General features: G+C 65.8%; 21 protein-coding genes. 13 read left to right on the plus strand and 8 right to left on the minus strand.

The features are described from left to right. Positions 1–66: 66 nt before the first annotated feature. From fabG to VO99_RS19945, 6 genes are all read right to left on the minus strand, one after another. The gene (fabG, locus tag VO99_RS19920) at positions 67–807 is read right to left on the minus strand and encodes a 3-oxoacyl-ACP reductase FabG (RefSeq protein ID WP_046114671.1); all 741 of its coding nucleotides are present in this window, start codon (positions 805–807) and stop codon (positions 67–69) included. Continuing rightward, entirely contained in the window at positions 804–1,742 is a 939-nt protein-coding gene (gene fabD / locus VO99_RS19925; RefSeq protein WP_046114672.1) for an ACP S-malonyltransferase, read from the minus strand. Before fabD ends, fabG begins: the two co-directional genes overlap by 4 nt. 32 nt (positions 1,743–1,774) lie before the next feature. Continuing rightward, positions 1,775–2,764 (minus strand): beta-ketoacyl-ACP synthase III, encoded by a 990-nt coding sequence (locus VO99_RS19930; protein WP_046114673.1) that lies wholly within the window; start codon positions 2,762–2,764, stop codon positions 1,775–1,777. After that, positions 2,761–3,861, minus strand: coding sequence for a phosphate acyltransferase PlsX (gene plsX, locus VO99_RS19935; protein WP_046114674.1), 1,101 nt, complete (start codon positions 3,859–3,861; stop codon positions 2,761–2,763). Before plsX ends, VO99_RS19930 begins: the two co-directional genes overlap by 4 nt. 136 nt (positions 3,862–3,997) lie before the next feature. Then, entirely contained in the window at positions 3,998–4,180 is a 183-nt protein-coding gene (gene rpmF / locus VO99_RS19940; RefSeq protein WP_046114675.1) for a 50S ribosomal protein L32, read from the minus strand. An 80-nt stretch (positions 4,181–4,260) separates the two neighbouring features. Beyond that, entirely contained in the window at positions 4,261–4,824 is a 564-nt protein-coding gene (locus VO99_RS19945; protein ID WP_046114676.1) for a YceD family protein, read from the minus strand. 38 nt (positions 4,825–4,862) lie between these two features. Between VO99_RS19945 and VO99_RS19950 the strand changes: the two genes are divergently transcribed. After that, the gene (locus VO99_RS19950; protein ID WP_046114677.1) at positions 4,863–5,459 is read left to right on the plus strand and encodes a Maf family nucleotide pyrophosphatase; all 597 of its coding nucleotides are present in this window, start codon (positions 4,863–4,865) and stop codon (positions 5,457–5,459) included. After that, positions 5,456–6,220 carry an SAM-dependent methyltransferase gene (locus VO99_RS19955; protein ID WP_046114678.1) on the plus strand — a complete coding sequence of 255 codons (765 nt, stop codon included), beginning with the start codon at positions 5,456–5,458 and terminating at the stop codon, positions 6,218–6,220. Before VO99_RS19950 ends, VO99_RS19955 begins: the two co-directional genes overlap by 4 nt. Before the next feature lie 21 nt (positions 6,221–6,241). Here VO99_RS19955 and VO99_RS19960 read toward each other — a convergent pair whose 3' ends face one another. Further along, positions 6,242–7,702 carry a DEAD/DEAH box helicase gene (locus tag VO99_RS19960; RefSeq protein WP_046114679.1) on the minus strand — a complete coding sequence of 487 codons (1,461 nt, stop codon included), beginning with the start codon at positions 7,700–7,702 and terminating at the stop codon, positions 6,242–6,244. A 37-nt stretch (positions 7,703–7,739) separates the two neighbouring features. After that, positions 7,740–8,831 (minus strand): MraY family glycosyltransferase, encoded by a 1,092-nt coding sequence (locus VO99_RS19965; protein ID WP_046114680.1) that lies wholly within the window; start codon positions 8,829–8,831, stop codon positions 7,740–7,742. 167 nt (positions 8,832–8,998) lie between these two features. Between VO99_RS19965 and VO99_RS19970 the strand changes: the two genes are divergently transcribed. The 11 genes from VO99_RS19970 to VO99_RS30395 are packed head-to-tail and all read left to right on the plus strand — an operon-like array spanning position 8,999 to position 20,806. Continuing rightward, the gene (locus VO99_RS19970) at positions 8,999–11,011 is read left to right on the plus strand and encodes an SLBB domain-containing protein (protein WP_198156998.1); all 2,013 of its coding nucleotides are present in this window, start codon (positions 8,999–9,001) and stop codon (positions 11,009–11,011) included. Then, positions 11,011–12,195 carry a Wzz/FepE/Etk N-terminal domain-containing protein gene (locus tag VO99_RS19975; RefSeq protein WP_046114681.1) on the plus strand — a complete coding sequence of 395 codons (1,185 nt, stop codon included), beginning with the start codon at positions 11,011–11,013 and terminating at the stop codon, positions 12,193–12,195. Before VO99_RS19970 ends, VO99_RS19975 begins: the two co-directional genes overlap by 1 nt. Positions 12,196–12,204: 9 nt before the next feature. Beyond that, complete coding sequence (locus tag VO99_RS19980; RefSeq protein ID WP_046114682.1) at positions 12,205–13,197, plus strand: FAD-binding oxidoreductase; 993 nt, start codon at positions 12,205–12,207, stop codon at positions 13,195–13,197. A gap of 24 nt (positions 13,198–13,221) precedes the next feature. Continuing rightward, a complete protein-coding gene (gene rfbF / locus VO99_RS19985) occupies positions 13,222–13,995 on the plus strand; it encodes a glucose-1-phosphate cytidylyltransferase (protein ID WP_046114683.1) in 774 nt (257 codons plus the stop codon). A gap of 5 nt (positions 13,996–14,000) precedes the next feature. Beyond that, positions 14,001–15,077 carry a CDP-glucose 4,6-dehydratase gene (rfbG, locus tag VO99_RS19990; RefSeq protein ID WP_046114684.1) on the plus strand — a complete coding sequence of 359 codons (1,077 nt, stop codon included), beginning with the start codon at positions 14,001–14,003 and terminating at the stop codon, positions 15,075–15,077. After that, entirely contained in the window at positions 15,074–16,426 is a 1,353-nt protein-coding gene (gene rfbH, locus VO99_RS19995; protein ID WP_046114685.1) for a lipopolysaccharide biosynthesis protein RfbH, read from the plus strand. Before rfbG ends, rfbH begins: the two co-directional genes overlap by 4 nt. A gap of 9 nt (positions 16,427–16,435) precedes the next feature. Next, positions 16,436–16,972 (plus strand): dTDP-4-dehydrorhamnose 3,5-epimerase, encoded by a 537-nt coding sequence (gene rfbC, locus VO99_RS20000; protein WP_046114686.1) that lies wholly within the window; start codon positions 16,436–16,438, stop codon positions 16,970–16,972. 2 nt (positions 16,973–16,974) lie between these two features. Next, positions 16,975–17,823 carry an NAD-dependent epimerase/dehydratase family protein gene (locus VO99_RS20005; protein ID WP_083440767.1) on the plus strand — a complete coding sequence of 283 codons (849 nt, stop codon included), beginning with the start codon at positions 16,975–16,977 and terminating at the stop codon, positions 17,821–17,823. A gap of 45 nt (positions 17,824–17,868) precedes the next feature. Continuing rightward, the gene (locus VO99_RS30385; protein ID WP_157039661.1) at positions 17,869–18,795 is read left to right on the plus strand and encodes a glycosyltransferase family 2 protein; all 927 of its coding nucleotides are present in this window, start codon (positions 17,869–17,871) and stop codon (positions 18,793–18,795) included. Positions 18,796–18,833: 38 nt separating this feature from the next. Then, entirely contained in the window at positions 18,834–20,081 is a 1,248-nt protein-coding gene (locus VO99_RS30905) for a lipopolysaccharide biosynthesis protein (protein ID WP_046114689.1), read from the plus strand. Further along, entirely contained in the window at positions 20,078–20,806 is a 729-nt protein-coding gene (locus VO99_RS30395; protein WP_198156999.1) for an acyltransferase, read from the plus strand. Before VO99_RS30905 ends, VO99_RS30395 begins: the two co-directional genes overlap by 4 nt. Positions 20,807–20,829: the final 23 nt, after the last annotated feature.

The following is a 20,829-nucleotide window of genomic DNA, read 5'->3' on the forward strand; positions in this document are numbered from 1 at the left end:
CCCGGAGTTTACGCGCCCGCGCAGGCCGAGCCTGCGGGGCACATCCGGTCGGGCCGACCCGGTCCTTCAGTTCATGTACATGCCGCCGTTGACATGCAGCTCGCTGCCGGTGACATAGCCGGCCGCAGGCGAGGCGAGGAACACCACCGCGTCCGCCACTTCCTGCACTTCGCCCAGCCGGCCGAGCGGAATCTGCGACAGCAGCGCGGCCTTCTGCGCCTCGGGCAGCACTTCGGTCATGTCGGTGGCGATGAAACCAGGGGCGACGCAGTTCACGGTGATGCCGCGGCTGCCCAGCTCCCGGGCCAGGGCACGCGTCATGCCGGCCACGCCGGCCTTGGCCGCCGCGTAGTTGGCCTGCCCCGCATTGCCCGACGCGCCCACCACGGAGGTGATGTTGACGATGCGGCCGTAACGCTGCTTCATCATCGTGCGCATGACCGCTCGGCTGGTGCGGAATACCGCCTTCAGGTTGGTGTCCAGCACCGCGTCCCAGTCCTCGTCCTTCATGCGCATGGCCAGCGTGTCGCGGGTGATGCCGGCGTTGTTGACGAGGATGTGCAGGCCGCCATGTGACTTCACCAGCGCGTCGATGGCCGCTTCCACGGCCGCGGCGTCGTTGACGTTGAGCGCCAGGCCCTGGCCGCCGGAAGCGGCCAAGGCCTCGCTGATGGCGGCGGCGCCGGCTTCGGTGGTGGCCGTGCCGATCACCTTCACGCCCTGCGCGGCCAGCGCCTGCGCGATGCCGCGGCCGATGCCGCGCGAAGCGCCGGTCACCAGCGCGACTTGTCCGTCAAAGGTCTTCATGCCACCAGCCTCTTGGCTTCTTCCAGCGATGCAGGATCGAACACGGTGGTGGCCTGCACCTCGGGCTCGATGCGCTTGACCATGCCGGCCAGCACCTTGCCGGGCCCGCATTCGATGATCACGCCCGCGCCGTTCGCGCGCAGCGCCTGCACCACCTCCACCCAGCGCACCGGGCCGAAGGCCTGCTCGTACAGCGCCTGGCGGATGGCCTGAGGATCGGTTTCCACCGCCACACGGATGTTGTTGACCACCGGGATGCGCGGCGACAGCACCGTCGTGCCGGCCAGACGCTCCTTCAGCCGCTCGGCCGCCGGCTTCATCAGGCTGGAATGGAACGGCGCGGACACCGGCAGCAGCAGCGCCCGCTTGGCGCCCTTGGCCTTCAGCAGCTCGCAGCCCTTGTCCACGCCGGCCTTGCTGCCGGCAATCACGGTCTGCTTTGGGTCGTTGAAGTTGACGGCTTCGACCACTTCGCCACTGGCCTGGGCGGCCTCGGCACAACCTTCACGCACCGCGGCGGCGTCCAGCCCCAGGATGGCGGCCATCGCGCCGGTGCCCACGGGCACGGCATCCTGCATCGCCTGGGCACGGAAGCGCACCAGGGGCAGCGCATCGGCCAGCGTCAGCGCGCCGGCTGCCACCAAGGCGCTGTATTCGCCCAGCGAATGGCCGGCCACCCAGGCGGGCTGCAGGCCGGTCTCGGCCAGCCAGGCGCGGTGGCAGGCGATGCCAGCCGCCAGCATCACCGGCTGGGTGTTGGTGGTGAGGTCGAGCTGGTCCTTGGGACCGGCCTGGATCAGGCGGGCGATGTCCTCGCCCAGCGCATCGGACGCTTCCTGCAGCGTCTGGCGCACGGCCGGATGGTCGCCCCAGGCGTCGAGCATGCCGACGGCCTGCGAGCCCTGGCCAGGAAAGACGAACGCAAACGATGTCATCGCGTGACTCTTGAAAGGAATGGAGGCGGCGCTCAGAAGTCGAGCAGCACGGCGCCCCAGGTGAAGCCACCGCCAACGCCTTCCAGCATCAGCGTGTCGCCGCGGCGGATGCGGCCGGAGCGCACGGCGCTGTCCAGCGCCAGCGGGATCGACGCGGCGGAGGTGTTGCCGTGCTCGTCGACGGTGACGACCAGCTTGTCGGCCGAGAGCTTCAGCTTGCGCGCCGTGCTCTGCATGATGCGGATGTTGGCCTGATGCGGGATCAGGAAGTCGATGTCGGACGCCTCACGGCCGGCCTTGGCCAGCACCGAGCGCGCGACGTCCTCCAGCACGCCCACGGCCAGCTTGAAGACGGCCGGACCGTCCATCTTGAGCAGCGGATCGCCCAGGATGGCGCCGCCCGCCACGTGGCCCGGCGTGCAGAGGATGCCCACGTGGCGGCCATCGGCATGCAGCTCGCTGGCCAGCAGACCCGGCTCGTCGCTGCCTTCCAGCACCACGGCGCCGGCGCCGTCGCCGAACAGCACGCAGGTGGTGCGGTCGTTGAAGTCGAGGATGCGCGAGAACACTTCGGAGCCCACCACCAGCGCCTTGGTGGCCGCACCGGTGCGGATCATCGAATCCGCCACCGTCAGCGCATAGACGAAACCGGAGCACACCGCCTGCACGTCGAAGGCGGGGCAGCCATGCACGCCCAGCTTGTTCTGCAGGATGGTGGCGGTGGACGGGAAGACCATGTCCGGCGTGGACGTGGCGACGATGATCAGGTCGATGTCGGCGGCGGTGCAGCCGGCAGCTTGCAGCGCCGCCAGGCAGGCAGGCAGCGCCAGGTCGCTGGCACCCACCTCGGCTTCGGCGAAGTGGCGCGCGCGGATGCCGGTGCGCTCGACGATCCACGCGTCCGACGTTTCCAGTCCGCGTTGAGCGAGCTGGGCGGCCAGATCGTCGTTGGTCACGCGGCGCGGCGGCAGATGACTGCCGGTGCCGGCGATGCGGGAGTACCGGGGTGTGGAGAGATTCATGCGGCTTGGACCGTGTCGTCGGGACCGTCGGCCACGGGCTGGGCGTTCAGCGCCTGCAGCGTGTCGAGGATGCGGTCGTGGACCCTGTCCAGCAGTCGGTTGCGGGCGGCATCATACGCCCGGGTGAGGGCTTGCTCGAAACCGAAGGCATCGGCAGAGCCGTGGCTCTTGAACACCAGCCCGCGAAGGCCCAGCAGGGCCGCGCCGTTCAGGCGGCGGGGGTCAACGCGGGTCTTGAAGTGGCGCAGCACAGGCAAGGCGACCAGCGCGGCGAACTTGGCGAACGGCGTGCGGGTGAACTCCTGCCGGATCATGTCGCCCAGCATCGAGGCCAGCCCTTCGGCCGTCTTCAGCGCCACGTTGCCGACAAAACCGTCGCACACCACGATGTCGGTGGTGCCCTTGAAGATGTCGTCGCCTTCCACGTTGCCATGGAAGTTCAGGTGGCCTTGCGCCGCCGCCTCGCGCAGCAGTTCGCCGGCGCGCTTGATGGTGTCGCTGCCCTTGATGACTTCTTCGCCGATGTTGAGCAGCCCCACGCTCGGCTCCGCCTTGCCGCTGACCGCCGCGACCAGCGCACTGCCCATCACCGCGAACTGAAGCAAATGCTCGGCGCTGCAATCGACGTTGGCGCCCAGATCCAGCACAGTGGTGAACCCGTCCAGCCGGTTAGGCATGACGGTGGCGATGGCGGGACGGTCGATGCCGTCCAGCGTCTTCAGCACGTAGCGCGCCACGGCCATCAAGGCCCCGGTGTTGCCAGCCGAGACGCAGACATGCGCCGACTCGCCCTGCGGAGCCTTGAGCTGGTTGATGGCCACGCGCATGGAGGAGTCGCGCTTGCGGCGCAACGCCACCTCCACGGTGTCGTCCATGAGCACGGTTTCGCTGGCGTGCACGCAGGTGACACGCGCCCAGCCTGCCGCCTGCGCCAGTGCTTCCGGCGTGCCGACCAGCACCAGTTCCGCATCGGGATGCTTCGCCAGGAAGGCCTGGCAGGCCGGCAACGTGACGGCCGGGCCGTGGTCGCCGCCCATGCAATCGACGGCAACGCGTACCCGCGGCAGCGGCGTCAAGGAAGAGTGGGTCAAAGACATCGCCGGCTGGGCTGCGGGCTCGCGGCGACACGGCGGCCCACGGGCCGATGCCTACCGCCAACCGGGCTCACAAGCGAGGCGCCGGCCGTTCGAGCCCTGCACCGGACAAGCTAGGCAAGCCCGGCGCCGCCATCGATCAGGTGTCCGACTTGGTGCGCAGCACCTTGCGGCCGCGATAGAAGCCGGTCGGGCTGATGTGGTGACGCAGATGCGTTTCACCGGTGGTGGACTCGATCGCCACGCCCGGCACGGGCAGGGCGTTGTGCGAACGGTGCATGCCCCGCTTGGAGGGCGACTTCTTGTTTTGCTGGACGGCCATGGGGTTCTCCTGGTGGCGCCAGACAAGTTACGGGCGCCTTCGCGAAAAGCCGATGATCATAGCACGACGCCGGCAAGGCGTCAGCTCTGGTCGGGCCGGCGTTTGAGTTGGGCCAGTGCGGCGAAGGGGTTGGCCTTCTCAGGCTCCGGCATCTCGTCGGCGGAAGGCTCCGCCGCCATCGGCAAGGGCGCAGGGCATACGTCGTGGCGCGGCACCAACGGCAGGGCCAGCAGCAGCTCGTCCTCGACCAGCTCCTGCAGGTCGAGCCAGCGCGGCAAGGCCAGCACGTCGTCCTCGCTGTCAGCGTCCAATGCGGCAGCCAGCTCCTCGTCCGGCACGAAGCGCAGCCAGCGGTCGATGGCCACAGGCAGCGCCACCGGCGCCAGGCAGCGCTGGCATTCGCGCGGCACATCGGCCGAGGCCTCCAGGTGCAGCCAAAGCTCCGGCTCACCTCCCTTGACCGGCCTGCGCTCGGCGTGTGCCGCCCAGCTCACATCGGACAGCGCGGGCGCGTCGTCGGTGGCCGGCGCATCCTCGGCCAGGCGAGGCAAGTCGGCCAGCGGCCAGCGGCCTTGCAGTTCACCGCCCTGCGTCGCGAACGTGGCGACATCGAGGCGGCGAGGATCGTGTTCTCCGGGCTTCATGCGGCCAGTGTATTCGGGGCCCGATGGGACAATGCCTCATGGACGAACCCCGCCCCACGCTGATCCTGGCCTCCACCTCGCCCTACCGGCGCGAGCTGCTGCAGCGCCTGCGCCTTCCCTTCGAGGTGCAGGCACCCGACGTCGATGAAACACCGGGCCCGCGGGAGGCGCCCGACGGGCTGGCGCAGCGGCTCTCGCAGGCCAAGGCCGCGGCAGTGGCCGACAGCCGGCGCGATGCCGATGTGGTGGTGATCGGCTCCGACCAGGTGGCCGACCTGCACGGCCAGCCGCTGGGCAAGCCCGGCAGCCACGCCCGGGCGACCGAGCAATTGCGCGCCATGCGCGGCCAGCGCGTGCAGTTCCACGCCGCGGTGACGGTGCTGCGGCCTCGTGCCGGCCATGCCCGCACGCTGCTGGCGTCGGTGACGGTGCAGTTCCGCAGACTGTCGGACGCGGAGATCGAACGCTACCTGGCAGCCGAGCAGCCCTATGACTGCGCCGGCAGCGCCAAGGCCGAGGCCCTGGGCATCACGCTGCTGGACGCCATCGAATCCGACGATCCCACCGCGCTGATCGGCCTGCCGCTGATACGCACCTGCCAGCTGCTGCGCGAAGCCGGGCTGCAGCTGCCATGACGGGCACGCTCTACCTCGTGCCCAACACGCTGGACCTGGGCACCGGCGACGCCAGTGCGCCGCCCGACATCGAGGACACCCTGCCAATGGGCGCGCTGCGGGTCGCTGCCGCCCTGCCCCATTGGGTGGCGGAAAACGCCAAGACCACGCGCGCCTTTCTCAAGCGGGTGGACCAGCGGGTGCCGCTGGCCCGGCCGCTGCAGGAGATCGGCATCGTCGAGCTGCCACGCCCGCCCAAGGGTGGCGCCGCCACGGCCTCGCCCGCGCTGGCGCCGCTGCTGGCACCCGCGCTGGCCGGGCAGGACATGGGGCTGATCTCCGAGGCGGGCCTGCCCGCGGTGGCCGATCCGGGTGCGCTGCTGGTGGCCGCGGCCCATGCGGCCGGCCTGGCGGTGCGGCCCCTGTCCGGGCCCAGTTCGCTGCTGCTGGCGCTCTCGGCCAGCGGGTTGAACGGCCAGAGCTTCGCCTTCGTGGGCTACCTGCCGGTAGAGGCTGCGGCACGCAGCGCACGGCTGAAGGAACTGGAAGCGCTGTCGCGTCGCCAGCAGCAGACGCAGCTGATGATCGAAACGCCTTATCGCAATGCCGCGTTGCTGTCGGCCATGCTGGCGGCGCTGGCACCCGCCACGCGGGTGTCGGTGAGCGTGGGGCTCACGCTGGCCGGTGGCTGGACCCGCACGCTGACGGTGGCGCAATGGCGGCGTGACACGCCTGCCCTGCCTGACCGCGTGCCCGCGGTGTTCTGCCTGCTGGCCAGCTGAGGCCGGCCGCGGCGCCGCGGCTCAGGCCTTCTGGCCGCCGCCCAGCAGGGCCGCCACCTTGCGCTTGCTGCGGATATTGGGCGTGAGCCCCCGTGCCGCCGGAGCGGCGGCCACGCCCTTTTCCCAGGCCGGTGGCGACTCGGAGGCGGTGGCGCTGGGCTCGTACGGCCGGTCGAAGAACGGGTCCGCCGGCGGGGTGGCGCCATAGCGCCGCGGCGCGGGGGCGCTGCGCTCGTAGGCTGGACGCTCGCGCTCACGGGCCACCGGAGCGGCTTCCTCGGCCTCCCGCGGCCGGAAGCGGCGGGGGCGGTCGTCTTCCAGCTCGAAGGGCTCGAGCTCGATCTTCTTCTTGATCAGCTTCTCGATGTCGCCCACCAGGCGCGCGTCGTCGCGCGTCACCAGCGTGATGGCGATGCCCGATGCGCCGGCACGGCCGGTGCGGCCGATGCGGTGCACGTAGTCTTCCGCGTTGAAGGGCACGTCGAAGTTGAAGACGGCCGGCAGATCGGCGATGTCCAGGCCGCGTGCCGCCACGTCGGTGGCCACCAGCACATCCACTTCGCCCCGCTTGAAGGCTTCCAGCGACTTCAGGCGCTCATCCTGCGACTTGTCGCCGTGCAGTGCGGCGGTCTTGAGGTCGTCGCGCTCGAACGAGCGGGCCAGCCGGGCCGCACCCAGCTTGGAGTTAACGAACACGATGGCCTGCGAAAGCTGCCGGTCGCGCAGGATCTGGCGCACCACGCGGCGCTTGTCGTCGTCCGTCACGCTGTAGAAGCGCTGCTCCACGTTGGTGGCGGTCGCATTCGGCCGCGCCACCTCCACCAGCACCGGCTCCTGCAGGTAGCTTTGCGAGAGCTTCTTGATCTCGGGCGAGAAGGTGGCCGAGAACAGCAGCGTCTGCCGCTGCTTGGGCAGGTAGCTGAGGATGCGCTGCAGGTCGGGCAGGAAGCCGATGTCCAGCATGCGGTCGGCTTCGTCGAGCACCACATACTCGACCTGGTTGAGCACGCAGTTCTTGGCCTCGATGTGGTCGAGCAGCCGGCCAGGCGTGGCAATCAGGATTTCCACGCCCGCCTTGAGCTGCAGCGTCTGAGGCTTCATGTCGATGCCGCCGAACACCACTGCCGAACGCAGGTTGGTGTGTTGCGCATACGACTTGACGTTGGCCGCCACCTGGTCGGCCAGCTCCCGCGTGGGGGCCAGCACCAGCGCCCGCACCGGATGGCGGGCCGGCGACATGGAGGCGTTTTCGTGCCGCAGCATCTTCTGCAGCAGCGGGATGGAGAAGGCCGCCGTCTTGCCCGTGCCCGTCTGTGCCGCGCCCATCACGTCGCGGCCTTCCAGGACGATGGGAATCGCCTTGGCCTGGATGGGCGTCATCGTGGCGTAGCCCTGGTCGGCCACGGCACGCAAAAGCTTGGGGTCGAGCGGGAGAGTGTCGAAGCGCGCCGGGGCTTCGGTTACGGCGGGGGTGTCTGTCATCACTCAGCATTATCCCCGCTTGACTCGAATTGCGTGCTTAACGTCGCAAAACCAGCCAACGTGGCGACCGGAAGCGCACGATCCGCCAGTACAGGCTGACGTAGCTGACCGCGAACAGCAGGATGAAGAAGCCGAGCACCGGCGTGCTGTTCCACCACAGCACGGAGGGCACCAGCGACATCATGCACAGCATCCACAGGTAGGGCGAGGTCATGGAGTTGCGGCGGGTGATCTCCCGGGCGCTGCGGCTGCCGACGGCCCAGCGGATCACCCGGCGGTAGATCAGCGAATGCAGGTGGATGCCATCGGGCAGTCCGGGCGACACCTCCTTCAGGAAGCGGCGCCGGTAGATGGAGAAGAGCGTCTCGAACACCGGGTAGATGCAGATCAGCAGCGGGAACATGGGCGAGACGGTCGGGTTGCGGAAAAGCAACATGATCGCCAGCTCCGACACCATGAAACCCAGGAAATACGCGCCGCCGTCGCCCAGGAAGATCAGGCCGGCCGGAAAATTCCAGATGAAGAAGCCCAGCACCGCGCCCACCGTGGCCAGGGCCCAGAGCATCACGAAGCGGTCGCCCACCTGGAAGGCTACGTAGCCCACCGCCATCAGCATCATTACCACGCACATGGACGACAGGCCGTTGAAGCCGTCGATGATGTTGACCGAGTTGGCCACCCCGGCCACCACGAACACGGTGACCAGCGCCGCGCCCAGCGGAAAGCCGACGATCCAGTCCAGCCCCGGCAGGTCGGTGCGCACGATCACCGCATTGACGAAATACACCGCCAGCGCGGCCGAGATGGCCGTGGCGATGAGCCGGTTGCGCGGCGATACCCGCTTGGTGAGGTCTTCCACCAGGCCGGCGATGAAGGCCGGCAGGCCGCACGACACCAGCAACACGCTGAGCCAAAGGTACTCCGGCGCGGTGGCTGCCACGGTGGCCACGCCAGCCACCACGGCGGCGAAGATGCCGACGCCGCCAATGCGCGGCACCGACTTGGCATGGAATTTCTGGGGGCCCGACAGATCGGAGTCGGCGGTCAGGTGGGCATGCCGGTGAGCGGAGCGAATCACGAGCAGCGTCACGAGGCCCGAGACAGCAAAGCCCAAGAGCAGGATCAACATGGCGCGCGAGTGTAGCGAGGCCATGCACCGTTTCCTTGCGCGGACGCAAGGAGAAAATGCACCTCGCACCACCCCGGAGCTGCGGGAGGCCGCCGTTAGAATTCCGCGCCGCAGCCGTCTGCAAGCGTGCTGCCGCCCTTTTGGGCACCGAGACACGAAGGCCTTTCATGACCGAATTGATCCCGCGCCGCCAGCCTGTTTGGCGTGCGCCGATGGGCGCCCTGGTGGCGGCCATCTCCCTGACGATGCCCTGGGTGGGCAGCCATGCGCAGGTGCAGACGGCGCAGATGCTGCAGAACTACCAAGGCGGCCAGGGCACGCTGCAGCAGCAGCAACAACAGCAGCAGTCGCAACAGCAGCAGATCACCACCGGCGGCGACGCTTACGGCCAGGATGCAGGCGGCCCGGTGCGGCTGCGCCAGCAAGGCGCGTCGCAAAACAACAACACTCGCAACGGCGTGGGCCCCGATGCCAACGGCTACCTGCGCGAGCCGCGCCTGCCCTACCGGCCCGGCGAGTTCGAGCTGTTCGTCAACAAGCTGGCCGGCACGCTGCCGGTGCTGGCGCCGGACGGCAAGATCACGCTGGACGACACCTCGGTGCGCCGTTTCGGCGCCGAGCTGGTGACGCCCGAACTGGCCGGCGAGCAAGGCGCCGACTTCATGCCGCAGGTGCCGGCGGACTACCTCATCACGCCGGGCGATGAGATCGCCCTGACCATCTGGGGTTCGGTGGACGCCGACCTGCGCCTGGTGGTCGACCGTGCCGGCCGCCTGAACATCCCGCGCGTGGGCTCGGTGCTGGTGTCGGGCGTGCGGTATGGCGACCTGCCCTCGCTGCTGAACCAGCGCGTGGCGCAGGTGTTCCGCAACTTCCAGCTCAGCGTGTCGCTGGGGCAGCTGCGCAGCATCCGCATCTACGTCACCGGCTTCACCGCCAAGCCGGGCTCGTACACCGTCAGCAGCCTGTCGACCGTGGTCAACGGCCTGATGCGCGCCGGCGGCCCTTCGGCGGCCGGCACCTTCCGCAACATCGAGCTGCGCCGCGCCGGCAAGCTGGTGAGCCGGCTCGACCTGTACGACCTGCTGATCAAGGGCGACCGCAGCGGCGACCGCGTGCTGCAGCCCGAAGACGTCATCCACATCGGTGCCGTGGGCACGCAGACGGCCGTGATCGGCAGCGTCAACAAGCCGGCCATCTTCGAGCTGAAGAAGGGCGAGACGGTGGACGACGTGCTGCGCATGGCTGGCGGCCTGACGGCCGTGGCCGACCGCGGGCGCCTGTCGGTCGAGCGGCTGGACGAGCGCATCGGCGCCCGGGTGTCGCAGCTGCACCTGCCCGAAGACCTGAACCAGACCCCTTCCAGCGGCGACGTGCTGCGCGCCTTCAGCGCGGTGGAAGCCACGCTGCCGCAGGACAAGCAGAACAAGCGGGTGCGCATCGAAGGCGAAGTGGCCCGCCCGGGCGACTACATCCTGCCGCCCAACAGCTCCATTGGCGACGCCATCCGTGTGGCGGGCGGGCTGACGCCGAATGCGTATGTGTTCGGCACGGAGTTCTCGCGCGAGAGCGTGCGGATGACGCAGCAGGAGAACTACGAGCGGGCGCTGCGGGATCTGGAGACGGAGTTTGCGAAGAAGACCGGTACGCAAAGAGCGTTGAGTGCGGATGAGGCGGCCATTCAGGCGAGCCAGGGGTCGGGTGCTACACGGCTGATCGAACGGCTGCGAGCCGTGCGGCCGACCGGGCGGATCGTTCTGCAGCTCGATCCAGTCGCCGCCCAGTTGCCTGACCTGGTGATCGAAAGCGGCGACCGGATCTACATCCCGTCCATCCCGACGTCCGTCGGTGTGTTCGGCAGCGTTTTCAACGGCGGCAGCTACCTGTACAGCAACGACCGGAAGGTGACCGACTACGTGCGGCTGGCGGGCGGTACGACCCGGGGCGCAGACGACGGCAGCGCCTTTGTGCTGCGCGCCAACGGCAGCGTGGTCAGCGCACGCCAGAGCAGCGGGTTCTTTTCAGGCGGCAATCTGGACGTGCCGGCGCTGCCCGGTGACACGGTGTTTGTACCTGAAGAGCTGAACAAGACGACGTTCCTTCAATCGGCGAAGGAATGGACGCAGATCCTTTACCAGTTCGGCTTGGGTGCGGCTGCATTGCAGACGCTGAAGAACTGATGGGCGAGAAGATGCAATCACAAGACGCCCGCGCCGGTATTCCGGATGATGCTTTCGAAGACGACAGCGAAACCATCGGCTTGCTCGAACTGGGCGTGATTCTGAAGTCGCGCTGGAAGTTGCTGATCGGCGCGCCGCTGCTGGCGGGAGCGCTGGCCTACGGCGCGGCTTTCCTCATTCCGCCGACCTTCACCGCGACCACCACCTTCCTGCCACCGCAGCAGCAGCAGAGTTCAGCGGCTTCAGCACTTGCCTCGTTGGGCGCGCTGGCGGGGCTGGCTGGTGGAGCGGGGGTGAAGACGCCGGCAGACCAGTACGTGGCATTCATGCAGAGCGCCACGGTGTCCGATCGCATCATCGACCGTTTCGATCTGATGAAGGTGTATGAGTCGAAGCTGCGGATGGATGCGCGCAAGAAGCTGACGGACAACGCGAAGATCACAGTAGGCAAAAAGGACGGTCTGATTTCCGTCTCAGTGGACGATGGAAACCCGAAGCGGGCAGCGGACATCGCCAACGCCTACATCGACGAGCTGCGGCGCCTGTCTTCCTCATTGGCTGTGACCGAAGCGCAGCAACGCCGCGTGTTCTTCGAACAGCAACTGATGCAGACCAAGGAGCGCTTGACCACCGCGCAGCGCGCGCTCGAGGCCAGCGGCTTCACTGAAGGCGCATTGCGTTCAGAGCCGAGATCGGCTGCTGAATCCTATGCGCGCCTGCAAGCCGAAGTCACTGCTGCAGAAGTCAGGCTGCAGACGATGCGCGGCGCCTACAACGAAAACGCGCCCGAGTTTCGGACTGCGCAGGACAGGCTCGCGGCGCTTCGGGGTCAGTTGGCGCGCACCGAGAAGGTTCGGGGTAACGGCGACGACAGCGACTACGTCGGCAAATACCGCGAGTTCAAGTATCAAGAGACCTTGTTTGATCTGTTCGCGCGCCAATACGAACTCGCCCGCGTGGATGAAAGTCGTGAAGGCGCATTGGTGCAAGTCGTCGACACCGCAACGCCGCCCGAGCGGCGCAGCAAGCCCAAGCGCAGCTTGATTGCTGCCGGCACATTCGTGGTCGTTGGCCTGCTGCTCGCCATGGCATTGATCATCCGTCACGTTTCGCGCCTGACGCCCATCTCGCCCCAGCGGGCGGAGCGGCTGGCCGCGTTGAAGGCGTCGCTGCGGTCAACCTGAGCCTTAGCCGTGCCAACCGTCACCCTGGCCAATAGCAAACAGTACGAAGCCACGCCCGGCACTTCGCTGCTGGACGCCGCCTTGTCCGCCGGTTTGGTGCTGGAGCACAGCTGCAAGACCGGTCGCTGCAGTTCCTGCAAGGCCCGTGTCGTCAGTGGACGTACCGAGCGCCTCCGGCCTGAAGAAGTCCTGGGGGCCATCGACGTTGAGCAAGGTTGGATCCTCACCTGTGCCCGCGCCGCTGTGGACGACGTCGCACTCGACATTGAAGACCTAGGCGACCTTGCCGACTACCCCGCCCGCACCTGGCCTGCTCGCATCCAGCAGATCGAGCGCGTGCTGGACGACGTCGTCAAGGTCACACTGCGTCTGCCGCCCACCGCCAAGCTGCGCTACCTGCCCGGCCAGTACATCAACGTGCTGGGCCCGGACGGCTTGAAGCGCGCCTACTCCATCGCCAATGCAGCACCCGGCCCCACCGGCCCGGTGGAATTGCACATCCGGGCAGTGCAAGGCGGCGCGATGAGCGCCTATTGGTTCGGCCGCGCGCAGGTCAATGACCTGGTGCGCCTGCACGGCCCGCTCGGCACCTTCTTCCTGCGTGATGCGGCGGGCGAACAGGTGGTGTTTCTCGCCACCGGCACCGGCATTGCGCCGGTGAAGGCCATGCTTGAGCAATTGACCGCCACGCCCGAGCAGCAACGCCCTGCTTCGATCACCGTGTACTGGGGCTGTCGGCACCCTCAAGAGCACTACTGGGTGCCAAACGACGAGGGCTTGCCTGTGCGGTTCGTGCCTGTTGCGTCGCGGCCGCAAGAGGACTGGACCGGCGCTCGCGGCCACGTGCAGAACGTGTTCATGGCCGATGCACCCGATTTAAGCCGCACCTGGGTCTACGCCTGCGGCTCCAACGACATGATCGAAAGCGCCCAGCGCCAACTGCTGGCCGCAGGGCTGCCTGCCCGCCGCTTCCACTCCGACGCGTTCGTCGTTTCCGGCTGACGCCCTTCCCCCCGAAAGCAAGCAATGAAAGCTGTCATCCTGGCCGGCGGCCTGGGTACTCGTTTGAGTGAAGAAACTGCGCTGCGGCCCAAGCCCATGGTGGAGATCGGCGGCAAGCCGATCCTTTGGCACATCATGAAGCTGTATGCCTCGCATGGCGTCAACGACTTCATCATTTGCTGTGGCTACAAGGGCTACGTGATCAAGGAGTACTTCGCGAACTACTTCCTGCACATGTCCGACGTCACCTTCGACATGCGCGAGAACCGCATGCATGTGCATGAGCGTCGCGCCGAGCCTTGGCAAGTGACGCTGGTGGACACCGGCGACGAGTCGATGACCGGTGGCCGGCTCAAGCGAGTGGCGGAGCATGTGAAGAACGAAACCGAGTTCTGCTTCACCTATGGCGACGGCGTGGGCGACATCGACATCACCGCCTCCATCGCCTTCCACCGCGCGCATGGAAAACCCGCCACGCTGACGGCCACCCTGCCGCCTGGCCGCTTCGGTGCGCTGGACATGCATGAAGGTCAAGTGCGTTCGTTCAAGGAGAAGCCCAAGGGCGACGGCGCCATGATCAACGGCGGCTTCTTCGTTCTGAACCCGTCTGTCATCGACTACGTGAAGGACGACAGCACCGTGTGGGAACAGGAGCCGCTGATGCAACTGGCCGCTGAAGGTCAGCTCATGGCCTTCCAGCACGAAGGTTTCTGGCAACCCATGGACACCCTGCGCGACAAGCACCACCTCGAAGAACTTTGGGCCAGCGGCAAGGCACCCTGGAAGCGCTGGGACTGAGAACCATGAACGTCGACACCGCCTTCTGGCGCGGCAAGCGCGTGCTGCTCACCGGCCACACCGGCTTCAAGGGCAGCTGGCTGTCGCTGTGGCTGCAAAGCATGGGCGCCGAGTTGCAGGGCTTCGCGCTGCAGCCGCCCACCCAACCAGCTCTGTTCGATGAAGCACAGGTGGCCGAGGGCATGGCCTCCACCATCGCCGACGTGCGCGACCGCGATGCCGTGCTGGCCACGTTCAAGGCCTTCAGGCCCGAGATCGTCATCCACATGGCGGCCCAGCCGCTGGTGCGCCTGTCGTATGACCAGCCGGTGGAAACCTACGCCACCAACGTGATGGGCACGGTGCATGTGCTCGACGCCGCCCGCCAGACCGACAGCGTGCGCGCCATCGTCAACGTGACGACGGACAAGTGCTACGAGAACAAGGAATGGGTCTGGGGCTACCGTGAAGACGAGCCGATGGGCGGCCACGACCCCTACAGCAACAGCAAGGGCTGCTCCGAGCTGGTGACGGCCGCCTACCGCAAGTCCTTCTTCACCGGCCGCGGCGTGGCGTTGGCCTCCGCCCGTGCCGGCAACGTGATCGGCGGCGGCGACTGGGCGCTCGACCGGCTGGTGCCCGACGTGCTGCGCGCCTTCGAGCGCGATGCGCCCGTGCGCATCCGCAATCCGCATTCGATCCGCCCCTGGCAGCATGTGCTGGAGCCGCTGTCGGGCTACCTGGTGCTGGCGCAGACCCTGTGCACGCAAGGCACCACGGCGGCCGAGGCGTGGAACTTCGGCCCGCACGACGACGATGCCAAGCCGGTGCAGTGGATCGTCGAGAACCTGGTCAAGCGCTGGGGCCGCGGTGCGCGCTGGGCGGTGGACGAAGGCGACCACCCGCACGAGGCGCACTACTTGAAGCTGGACATCTCCAAGGCCGGCAGCCGCCTGGGCTGGCGGCCGGCGTGGTCGCTGGACACGGCGCTTGCCAAGATCGTCGACTGGCACCAAGGTTGGCTGGATAAGCAGGACGTGCGCGATGTCTGCCTGCAGCAGATTGCGCAATACATGAACACGAAGACCAAGGAAATTGCATGAGCAGCGTCATCGCTCCCATCCTCACCCCGGCCGACGCGCTGCGCCGCCAGATCTCCGAGCTGGTGAAGCAGTACGCCGACCTGACGCTGGCACCCAAGCCCTTCGTGCCCGGTGAAACGCCGGTGCCCGTGTCGGGCAAGGTGATTGGCGCGAAGGAACTCCAGCTGATGGTCGAAGCCTCGCTGGACGGTTGGCTGACCACCGGCCGCTTCAACGCCATGTTCGAGCAGCGCCTGGCCAAGTTCCTGGGCGTGCAGTACCTGATCACGGTGAACTCGGGTTCGTCGGCCAACCTGGTGGCCTTCTCCACCCTCACCTCGCCGCGCCTGGGCGACCGTGCCATCAAGCAGGGCGATGAGGTGATCGGCGTGGCCGCAGGCTTCCCGACCACGGTCAACCCGATCCTGCAGTTCGGCGCCGTGCCGGTCTTCGTCGACGTGGACCTGGCCACGCACAACATCGACGCCAGCCTAATCGAAGCGGCCATCACGCCCAAGACCAAGGCCATCATGCTGGCGCACAGCCTGGGCAACCCGTTCAACCTGGATGTGGTGACGGCGCTGTGCAAGAAGTACAACCTGTGGCTGGTGGAAGACTGCTGCGACGCGCTGGGCGCTACGTACAACGGCCAGCTGGTCGGCACCTTCGGTGACATCGGCACGCTGAGCTTCTACCCCGCCCACCACATCACCATGGGTGAAGGCGGCGCGGTGTTCACCAACAACCCCGAGCTGAAGCTGATCGCCGAGTCGTTCCGCGACTGGGGCCGCGACTGCTACTGCCCGCCCGGCAAGGACAACACCTGCAACAAGCGCTTCTGCTGGAACAAGAAGGAGCTGGGCGGCGACCTGCCTGACGGCTACGACCACAAGTACACCTACAGCCACCTGGGCTACAACCTGAAGATCAGCGACATGCAGGCCGCCTGCGCGCTGGCGCAGATGGACCGTGTGGACGAGTTCATCGCCAAGCGGCGCGCCAACTTCACTTACCTGAAGAACCGCCTGGCCAGCGTAGCCGAGTTCCTGCACCTGCCGGAAGCCACGCCCAATAGCGAGCCCTCGTGGTTCGGCTTCCCGCTGGTGCTGAAGGACACCGCCGGCGTGCAGCGCAGCGATCTGATCAACTTCCTCGATCAGAGCAAGATCGGTACGCGTCTGCTGTTTGCCGGCAACCTGACGAAGCAGCCGTACATGGCGGGCCGCAACTTCCGCGTGAGCGGTCAGCTGACCAATACCGACATCGTGATGAACCAGACCTTCTGGCTGGGCACCTTCCCGGCGCTGGGGGAGGAGCAGTTGGACTACATCGCGGAGAAGTTGGAAGAGTTTTTTGGGGTGAATTTCTGATCTCCCACCATGGAGCTGATTCCTACGTCGCTGCCGGGCTGCTTCGAGATCCGGCCTTTTTTTGCGAAGGACGAGCGCGGCACCTTCGTGAAGACCTTCCACTCCGACCGCTTTGCCGAGGCCGGGCTCCCGGTGGAATGGCGCGAGGAGTTCTACTCCAGCTCGCGCAAGGGTGTAATCCGCGGTATGCACTTCCAGACACCGCCACTCGATCACGAGAAGCTTGTGTATTGCATGCATGGCCGGGTACTGGACGTGGTGGTGGATCTGCGCCGAGCCTCGCCAACCTATGGTCATCATTTGGCGATTGAACTCGATGCAACGAAGGGTCACGGACTGATGATCCCGAAAGGCATGGCGCACGGCTTTCTTGCGCTGACCGACGACGTGCTGATGGCCTACAAGGTGACCAGCGTACATGCGCCGGCCAACGACACTGGAATCCATTGGAACTCCTTCGGACTGGACTGGGGCATCGACCAGCCCATCGTGTCCGAGCGGGATCGCTCCCATCCGCAACTTGGCGACTTCGCTTCGCCCTTTTGACCATGAAGCTGTTCGTCACGGGCGGAACCGGATTCGTCGGGTCGCACTTCATTCAGCAAGCGCTTGAAGCCGGACATACGGTGGTTGCGCAGCGGCGGCCAGGCAGTCGGCCCCGCCTACCCTTGAGCCGTGATCCTGATTGGGTGGATCGCCCGCTCGATGGAGACTTCCATGCGGAATTGTCCGGATGCGACGCGGTGGTCCACCTCGCGGCGCACACGGCCAACCCTCCATACGCACCGTTGGACGAATGCTTGTACTGGAACGTGTTCGCCACCACGCGTTTGCTGCAACAAGCTGCGGCTCGGGGCGTGCGCGACATACTGGTCGCGGGCACTTGCTTCGAGTACGGCTCGGCGGCGCAAGGGCAGCTGTTCGTTCATCCTGGGACGGAGGCCCGCCCTGAGCTGACATACCCGATTTCCAAGGCCGCGGCCACGACGAGCTGCCTGGGGCTCGCGCGGCATCTCAGCCTGCGCCTGCAGGTATTGCGGATCTTCCAGGTCTTCGGTGAGGGAGAAGCAGCCACGCGTTTCTGGCCGTCGCTGAGGGCAGCTGCGACAGAGGGGCGGGATTTCCCAATGAGCGCCGGTTTGCAGGTACGCGACTTCATCGCAGTCGAGGATGTTGCTCGTCAGTTTCTTCTCGCTCTTGACTTCTCCGGTGTTGTTGCATGTCAACCTCACGTCCGCAATGTGGGCACGGGCAAAGCGCAGTCGCTGCTGGCGTTCGCACAGCACTGGTGGGCGCATTGGCAGGCACAGGGAAAGCTGTTGCCAGGAGAGATGGGATTGCGTCCGGGGGAACTACCACGTCTCGTTGCCAACGTGCGCGACATACACATTGCCTGAGCTTCCGCCGCCCCTTTGCAAGCCGTTCGCCATCAGCGCCCGAATATGGTCCAGTTCAAGATTGCCGTCGCAATTCCTACATACAAGCGAAGGGAATTGCTTGCCCGGCTGATCGATAGCATCCCGAGAACGTGGCAGGTCTTCGTGAGTGATAACGATTCGAGCCTGCTCCCGCTCGATACGTTATTCGAAGATCATGTCTTGGTGTCGCATTCACCAGTGCTGGTGGGGATGTTTGCGAACTGGAACCGCGCCCTATCCCTGGTAGGCGAAGACTGCACGCATGTCTTCATTCCTTCCGATGACGACATGTTCTTGCCGAACGCTGAAGATGCTGTGAGCCGCACTCTGGCGCAACACCCTGATGCCGATATCCTGGTTTTCGGTTGTGATCTCTTTGACGAGAACGGCCGCCGTCGGTCCGGCTATCGACCAAGTCACATGGAAGCATTTGCGCCTGGCGACGGCTTCTTGAACTTCGTCAACGGCGTCGATGCACGAATGCCAGGCGTCCTCTTTCGCCACGATTTTCTGAGGCGGATCGGTGCCTTCGACGAGGGATTCGAGTTGACGGCTGCCGACAGTGAACTGGTGCAACGTGCGCTGCTACTTGGCCGGGCTGTCTTCGTGCCGGAGGTGATCGGCCTCTACCAAGTCTGGAGCGGCTCCCTCACTCATGCTCGCCAAGCAACCGATCTCTGGCTCAAAGAGATCGAGCTGTGGACAAGCAAGGTGGCCGCCCTGCTCAGAGCGGGCCATCGACCGATCGCGGCGCAGGTTGACATTGAGCGCTATCGGGCCGAGATCCTCGCCCGCAACCTGCTGGCGGGCGCGGCCGGCCTCCTCGCCCGAGGCGAGCACGGAAAGGCTAGAGAGTTTCTCCGCCGCCACCGTGTGCCGCCGAAGACGGCACTTCGTACGCGCTTGAATCTACTTCGCCTGCGTTGGAGACTCTGGAGTCAAGCACGGTGATAGGTCCGCAATCCGCCCGGACAAACATCATTTTGGCCATGACGGCGAAACTTGCCTCTATGGCTGTTTCATTGGTTTCCGTCCCTTTGCTGCTTCAATTGCTGGGCACGCACACCTACGGCACCTGGGCCACGCTGATCTCCCTGATCGCGTTCATCGGTTTGCTGGACCTTGGCGTAGGCAACAGCATCCGAAACTCGGTGGCGGGCATGCAAGCAGGTCGCGAGGAGTCAGTCCGCGCCGAGTTCATCGCATTCTTTCAGATGCTTTTTATCCTGGCGTTGATGATGCTCGCAGTCTTCGCTTTCGCACTGCCCCGGCTCAATCTGGTTCCTGAGAGCGAGTGCGCGGCCCGGATGCTTTACATTCCACTGCTGTTGGTGCTGCCGCTCATGCTCGGAGCGAGTGTGCTGCAGGGAGCGCGCTCGACGGGCCTGCAGGCATGGCTGCAGGCCACTGGCGGCTGGTTGTTCTTTGGTTATGTGGCAGTTCTGGCTTGGCTTGGTCGTACACCGACGCTGTTCGAACTTGCCTTCGTCTGGAGTGCGTTCTATGTGGCGGCACTGCTCATGTCCTTCGCGTTTGCAGTCCGCGTTCTTAAAATCGCCCCGGGTCGGCTTTTTCATTGGTCACTCGCCGCGCTTCCGAAGAATCGACTAAGGGTCAGCCTCGAATTCTTGATTTTGCAGCTGTCCGCGCTAGTTCTTTATAGCTTGGGCAACACACTGGTGTTCCGACATTTAGGGGCAGATGAAGTCGCCCGGTATGACGTCCTCAACAAGGTTTTTCAGGTTGGGTTTGGCCTGTATGCCATCGTCATCGGCGTTATGTGGTCTGAGATTGCCGCACATCGCGCGGCAGGCGATCGGCAAGCCCTTTCGCAGGCGCTGAACCGGCTGAGCGGCATAGCGATCTTGTTCTCTGTGGGGTGCGCCACAGTCGCTTTTGCAGCGCCCTGGCTCATCGATCAATGGACGAGGCATCACGTGCGGGTGACAACATTCGAATCCCTGAGCTTGGCGGGATTGGCTGCAGTCCAGTCCATGGCTTACGTCGGCGCGGTCTTCATGAATGCCTTCGAACGCATACGTCTTCAGATCGGCCTCGCGATTGTGTCAATCGGCCTGATGATTCCCACCACTTCCATGCTAGTAAATGCAGGCATGGGCATCGCCTCGGTGCCACTTGCGGCCATGCTGTTGACCCTGCTGCCGATGGTCGTCTGCAACTTCAATGCATTTCGCTTGGTGCGCAGCGCCTCATCGCCCCAGGTGAGCCACGAATGAAGATGTCGCTTCATCGCCTAGCTCGCATGTTTCTCGGCATCCTACCGTTGCGATGGCAGTGCCGCATCGCCTCCGTGCGCAGTCGATCTTCACCGAAGCTTAGTCGATCTGCCTTCGTACATCATTCGGTGCAGATGCTGGGCAAGGCATTCATCCGCATTGGCACGAACAGTGTGATCAGTCAGGATTGCTGGCTCAACGTGAATCATCGACAGGGTGACCGCTTAGCCATCGACATTGGTTCCCACTGCTTCATTGGGCGGCGAAATTTCTTCTCGTCGGGCCGCAAAATCCGTTTCGCCGATTACGTCCTGACCGCTAACGACTGCCAGTTCCTGGGGAGCACCCATATTGTCGACAACCCCATGAGGCCAATCATCACGACGGGTACGTCTGACCACGACGTGATTGAGGTGGGTGTCAACGCGTTTATTGGTGCCGGCGTACGAGTGGTTGGCACAGTGCGGATCGGACATGGCTGCGTGGTCGGTGCCGGCTCACTGGTTACCCGCGATCTGCCCGCCTTCTCCCAAGCCCATGGCTCGCCTGCCACCGTGCGCAAGCGATACAGCATCTCGCGCGGCTGTTGGGTGCCAATCGGCGAATTCACAGCCGAGGACGAGGCTGCCCTGCCCAATGCGCAGGACTATCTGACAACCCTGCGGACTGCCGGCCCGATCCACATGCCCTACATCGCCAGTGGTAGCGACATGGGCAATTGCTAAGCCAGCACCAGCGGCCGTCGAAC

Origin of the sequence: Aquincola tertiaricarbonis (assembly GCF_000969605.1) — a bacterium.
Taxonomy (GTDB): domain Bacteria; phylum Pseudomonadota; class Gammaproteobacteria; order Burkholderiales; family Burkholderiaceae_C; genus Aquincola; species Aquincola tertiaricarbonis.

Bases quoted from the DNA above. Each gene is read 5' to 3' on its own strand.
- fabG (WP_046114671.1), bottom strand. From the start codon at position 807: ATGAAGACCTTTGACGGACAAGTCGCGCTGGTGACCGGCGCTTCGCGC.
- fabD (WP_046114672.1), bottom strand. From the start codon at position 1,742: ATGACATCGTTTGCGTTCGTCTTTCCTGGCCAGGGCTCGCAGGCCGTC.
- VO99_RS19930 (WP_046114673.1), bottom strand. From the start codon at position 2,764: ATGAATCTCTCCACACCCCGGTACTCCCGCATCGCCGGCACCGGCAGT.
- plsX (WP_046114674.1), bottom strand. From the start codon at position 3,861: ATGTCTTTGACCCACTCTTCCTTGACGCCGCTGCCGCGGGTACGCGTT.
- rpmF (WP_046114675.1), bottom strand. From the start codon at position 4,180: ATGGCCGTCCAGCAAAACAAGAAGTCGCCCTCCAAGCGGGGCATGCAC.
- VO99_RS19945 (WP_046114676.1), bottom strand. From the start codon at position 4,824: ATGAAGCCCGGAGAACACGATCCTCGCCGCCTCGATGTCGCCACGTTC.
- VO99_RS19950 (WP_046114677.1), top strand. From the start codon at position 4,863: ATGGACGAACCCCGCCCCACGCTGATCCTGGCCTCCACCTCGCCCTAC.
- VO99_RS19955 (WP_046114678.1), top strand. From the start codon at position 5,456: ATGACGGGCACGCTCTACCTCGTGCCCAACACGCTGGACCTGGGCACC.
- VO99_RS19960 (WP_046114679.1), bottom strand. From the start codon at position 7,702: ATGACAGACACCCCCGCCGTAACCGAAGCCCCGGCGCGCTTCGACACT.
- VO99_RS19965 (WP_046114680.1), bottom strand. From the start codon at position 8,831: ATGTTGATCCTGCTCTTGGGCTTTGCTGTCTCGGGCCTCGTGACGCTG.
- VO99_RS19970 (WP_198156998.1), top strand. From the start codon at position 8,999: ATGACCGAATTGATCCCGCGCCGCCAGCCTGTTTGGCGTGCGCCGATG.
- VO99_RS19975 (WP_046114681.1), top strand. From the start codon at position 11,011: ATGGGCGAGAAGATGCAATCACAAGACGCCCGCGCCGGTATTCCGGAT.
- rfbF (WP_046114683.1), top strand. From the start codon at position 13,222: ATGAAAGCTGTCATCCTGGCCGGCGGCCTGGGTACTCGTTTGAGTGAA.
- rfbG (WP_046114684.1), top strand. From the start codon at position 14,001: ATGAACGTCGACACCGCCTTCTGGCGCGGCAAGCGCGTGCTGCTCACC.
- rfbH (WP_046114685.1), top strand. From the start codon at position 15,074: ATGAGCAGCGTCATCGCTCCCATCCTCACCCCGGCCGACGCGCTGCGC.
- rfbC (WP_046114686.1), top strand. From the start codon at position 16,436: ATGGAGCTGATTCCTACGTCGCTGCCGGGCTGCTTCGAGATCCGGCCT.
- VO99_RS20005 (WP_083440767.1), top strand. From the start codon at position 16,975: ATGAAGCTGTTCGTCACGGGCGGAACCGGATTCGTCGGGTCGCACTTC.
- VO99_RS30385 (WP_157039661.1), top strand. From the start codon at position 17,869: ATGGTCCAGTTCAAGATTGCCGTCGCAATTCCTACATACAAGCGAAGG.
- VO99_RS30905 (WP_046114689.1), top strand. From the start codon at position 18,834: ATGACGGCGAAACTTGCCTCTATGGCTGTTTCATTGGTTTCCGTCCCT.
- VO99_RS30395 (WP_198156999.1), top strand. From the start codon at position 20,078: ATGAAGATGTCGCTTCATCGCCTAGCTCGCATGTTTCTCGGCATCCTA.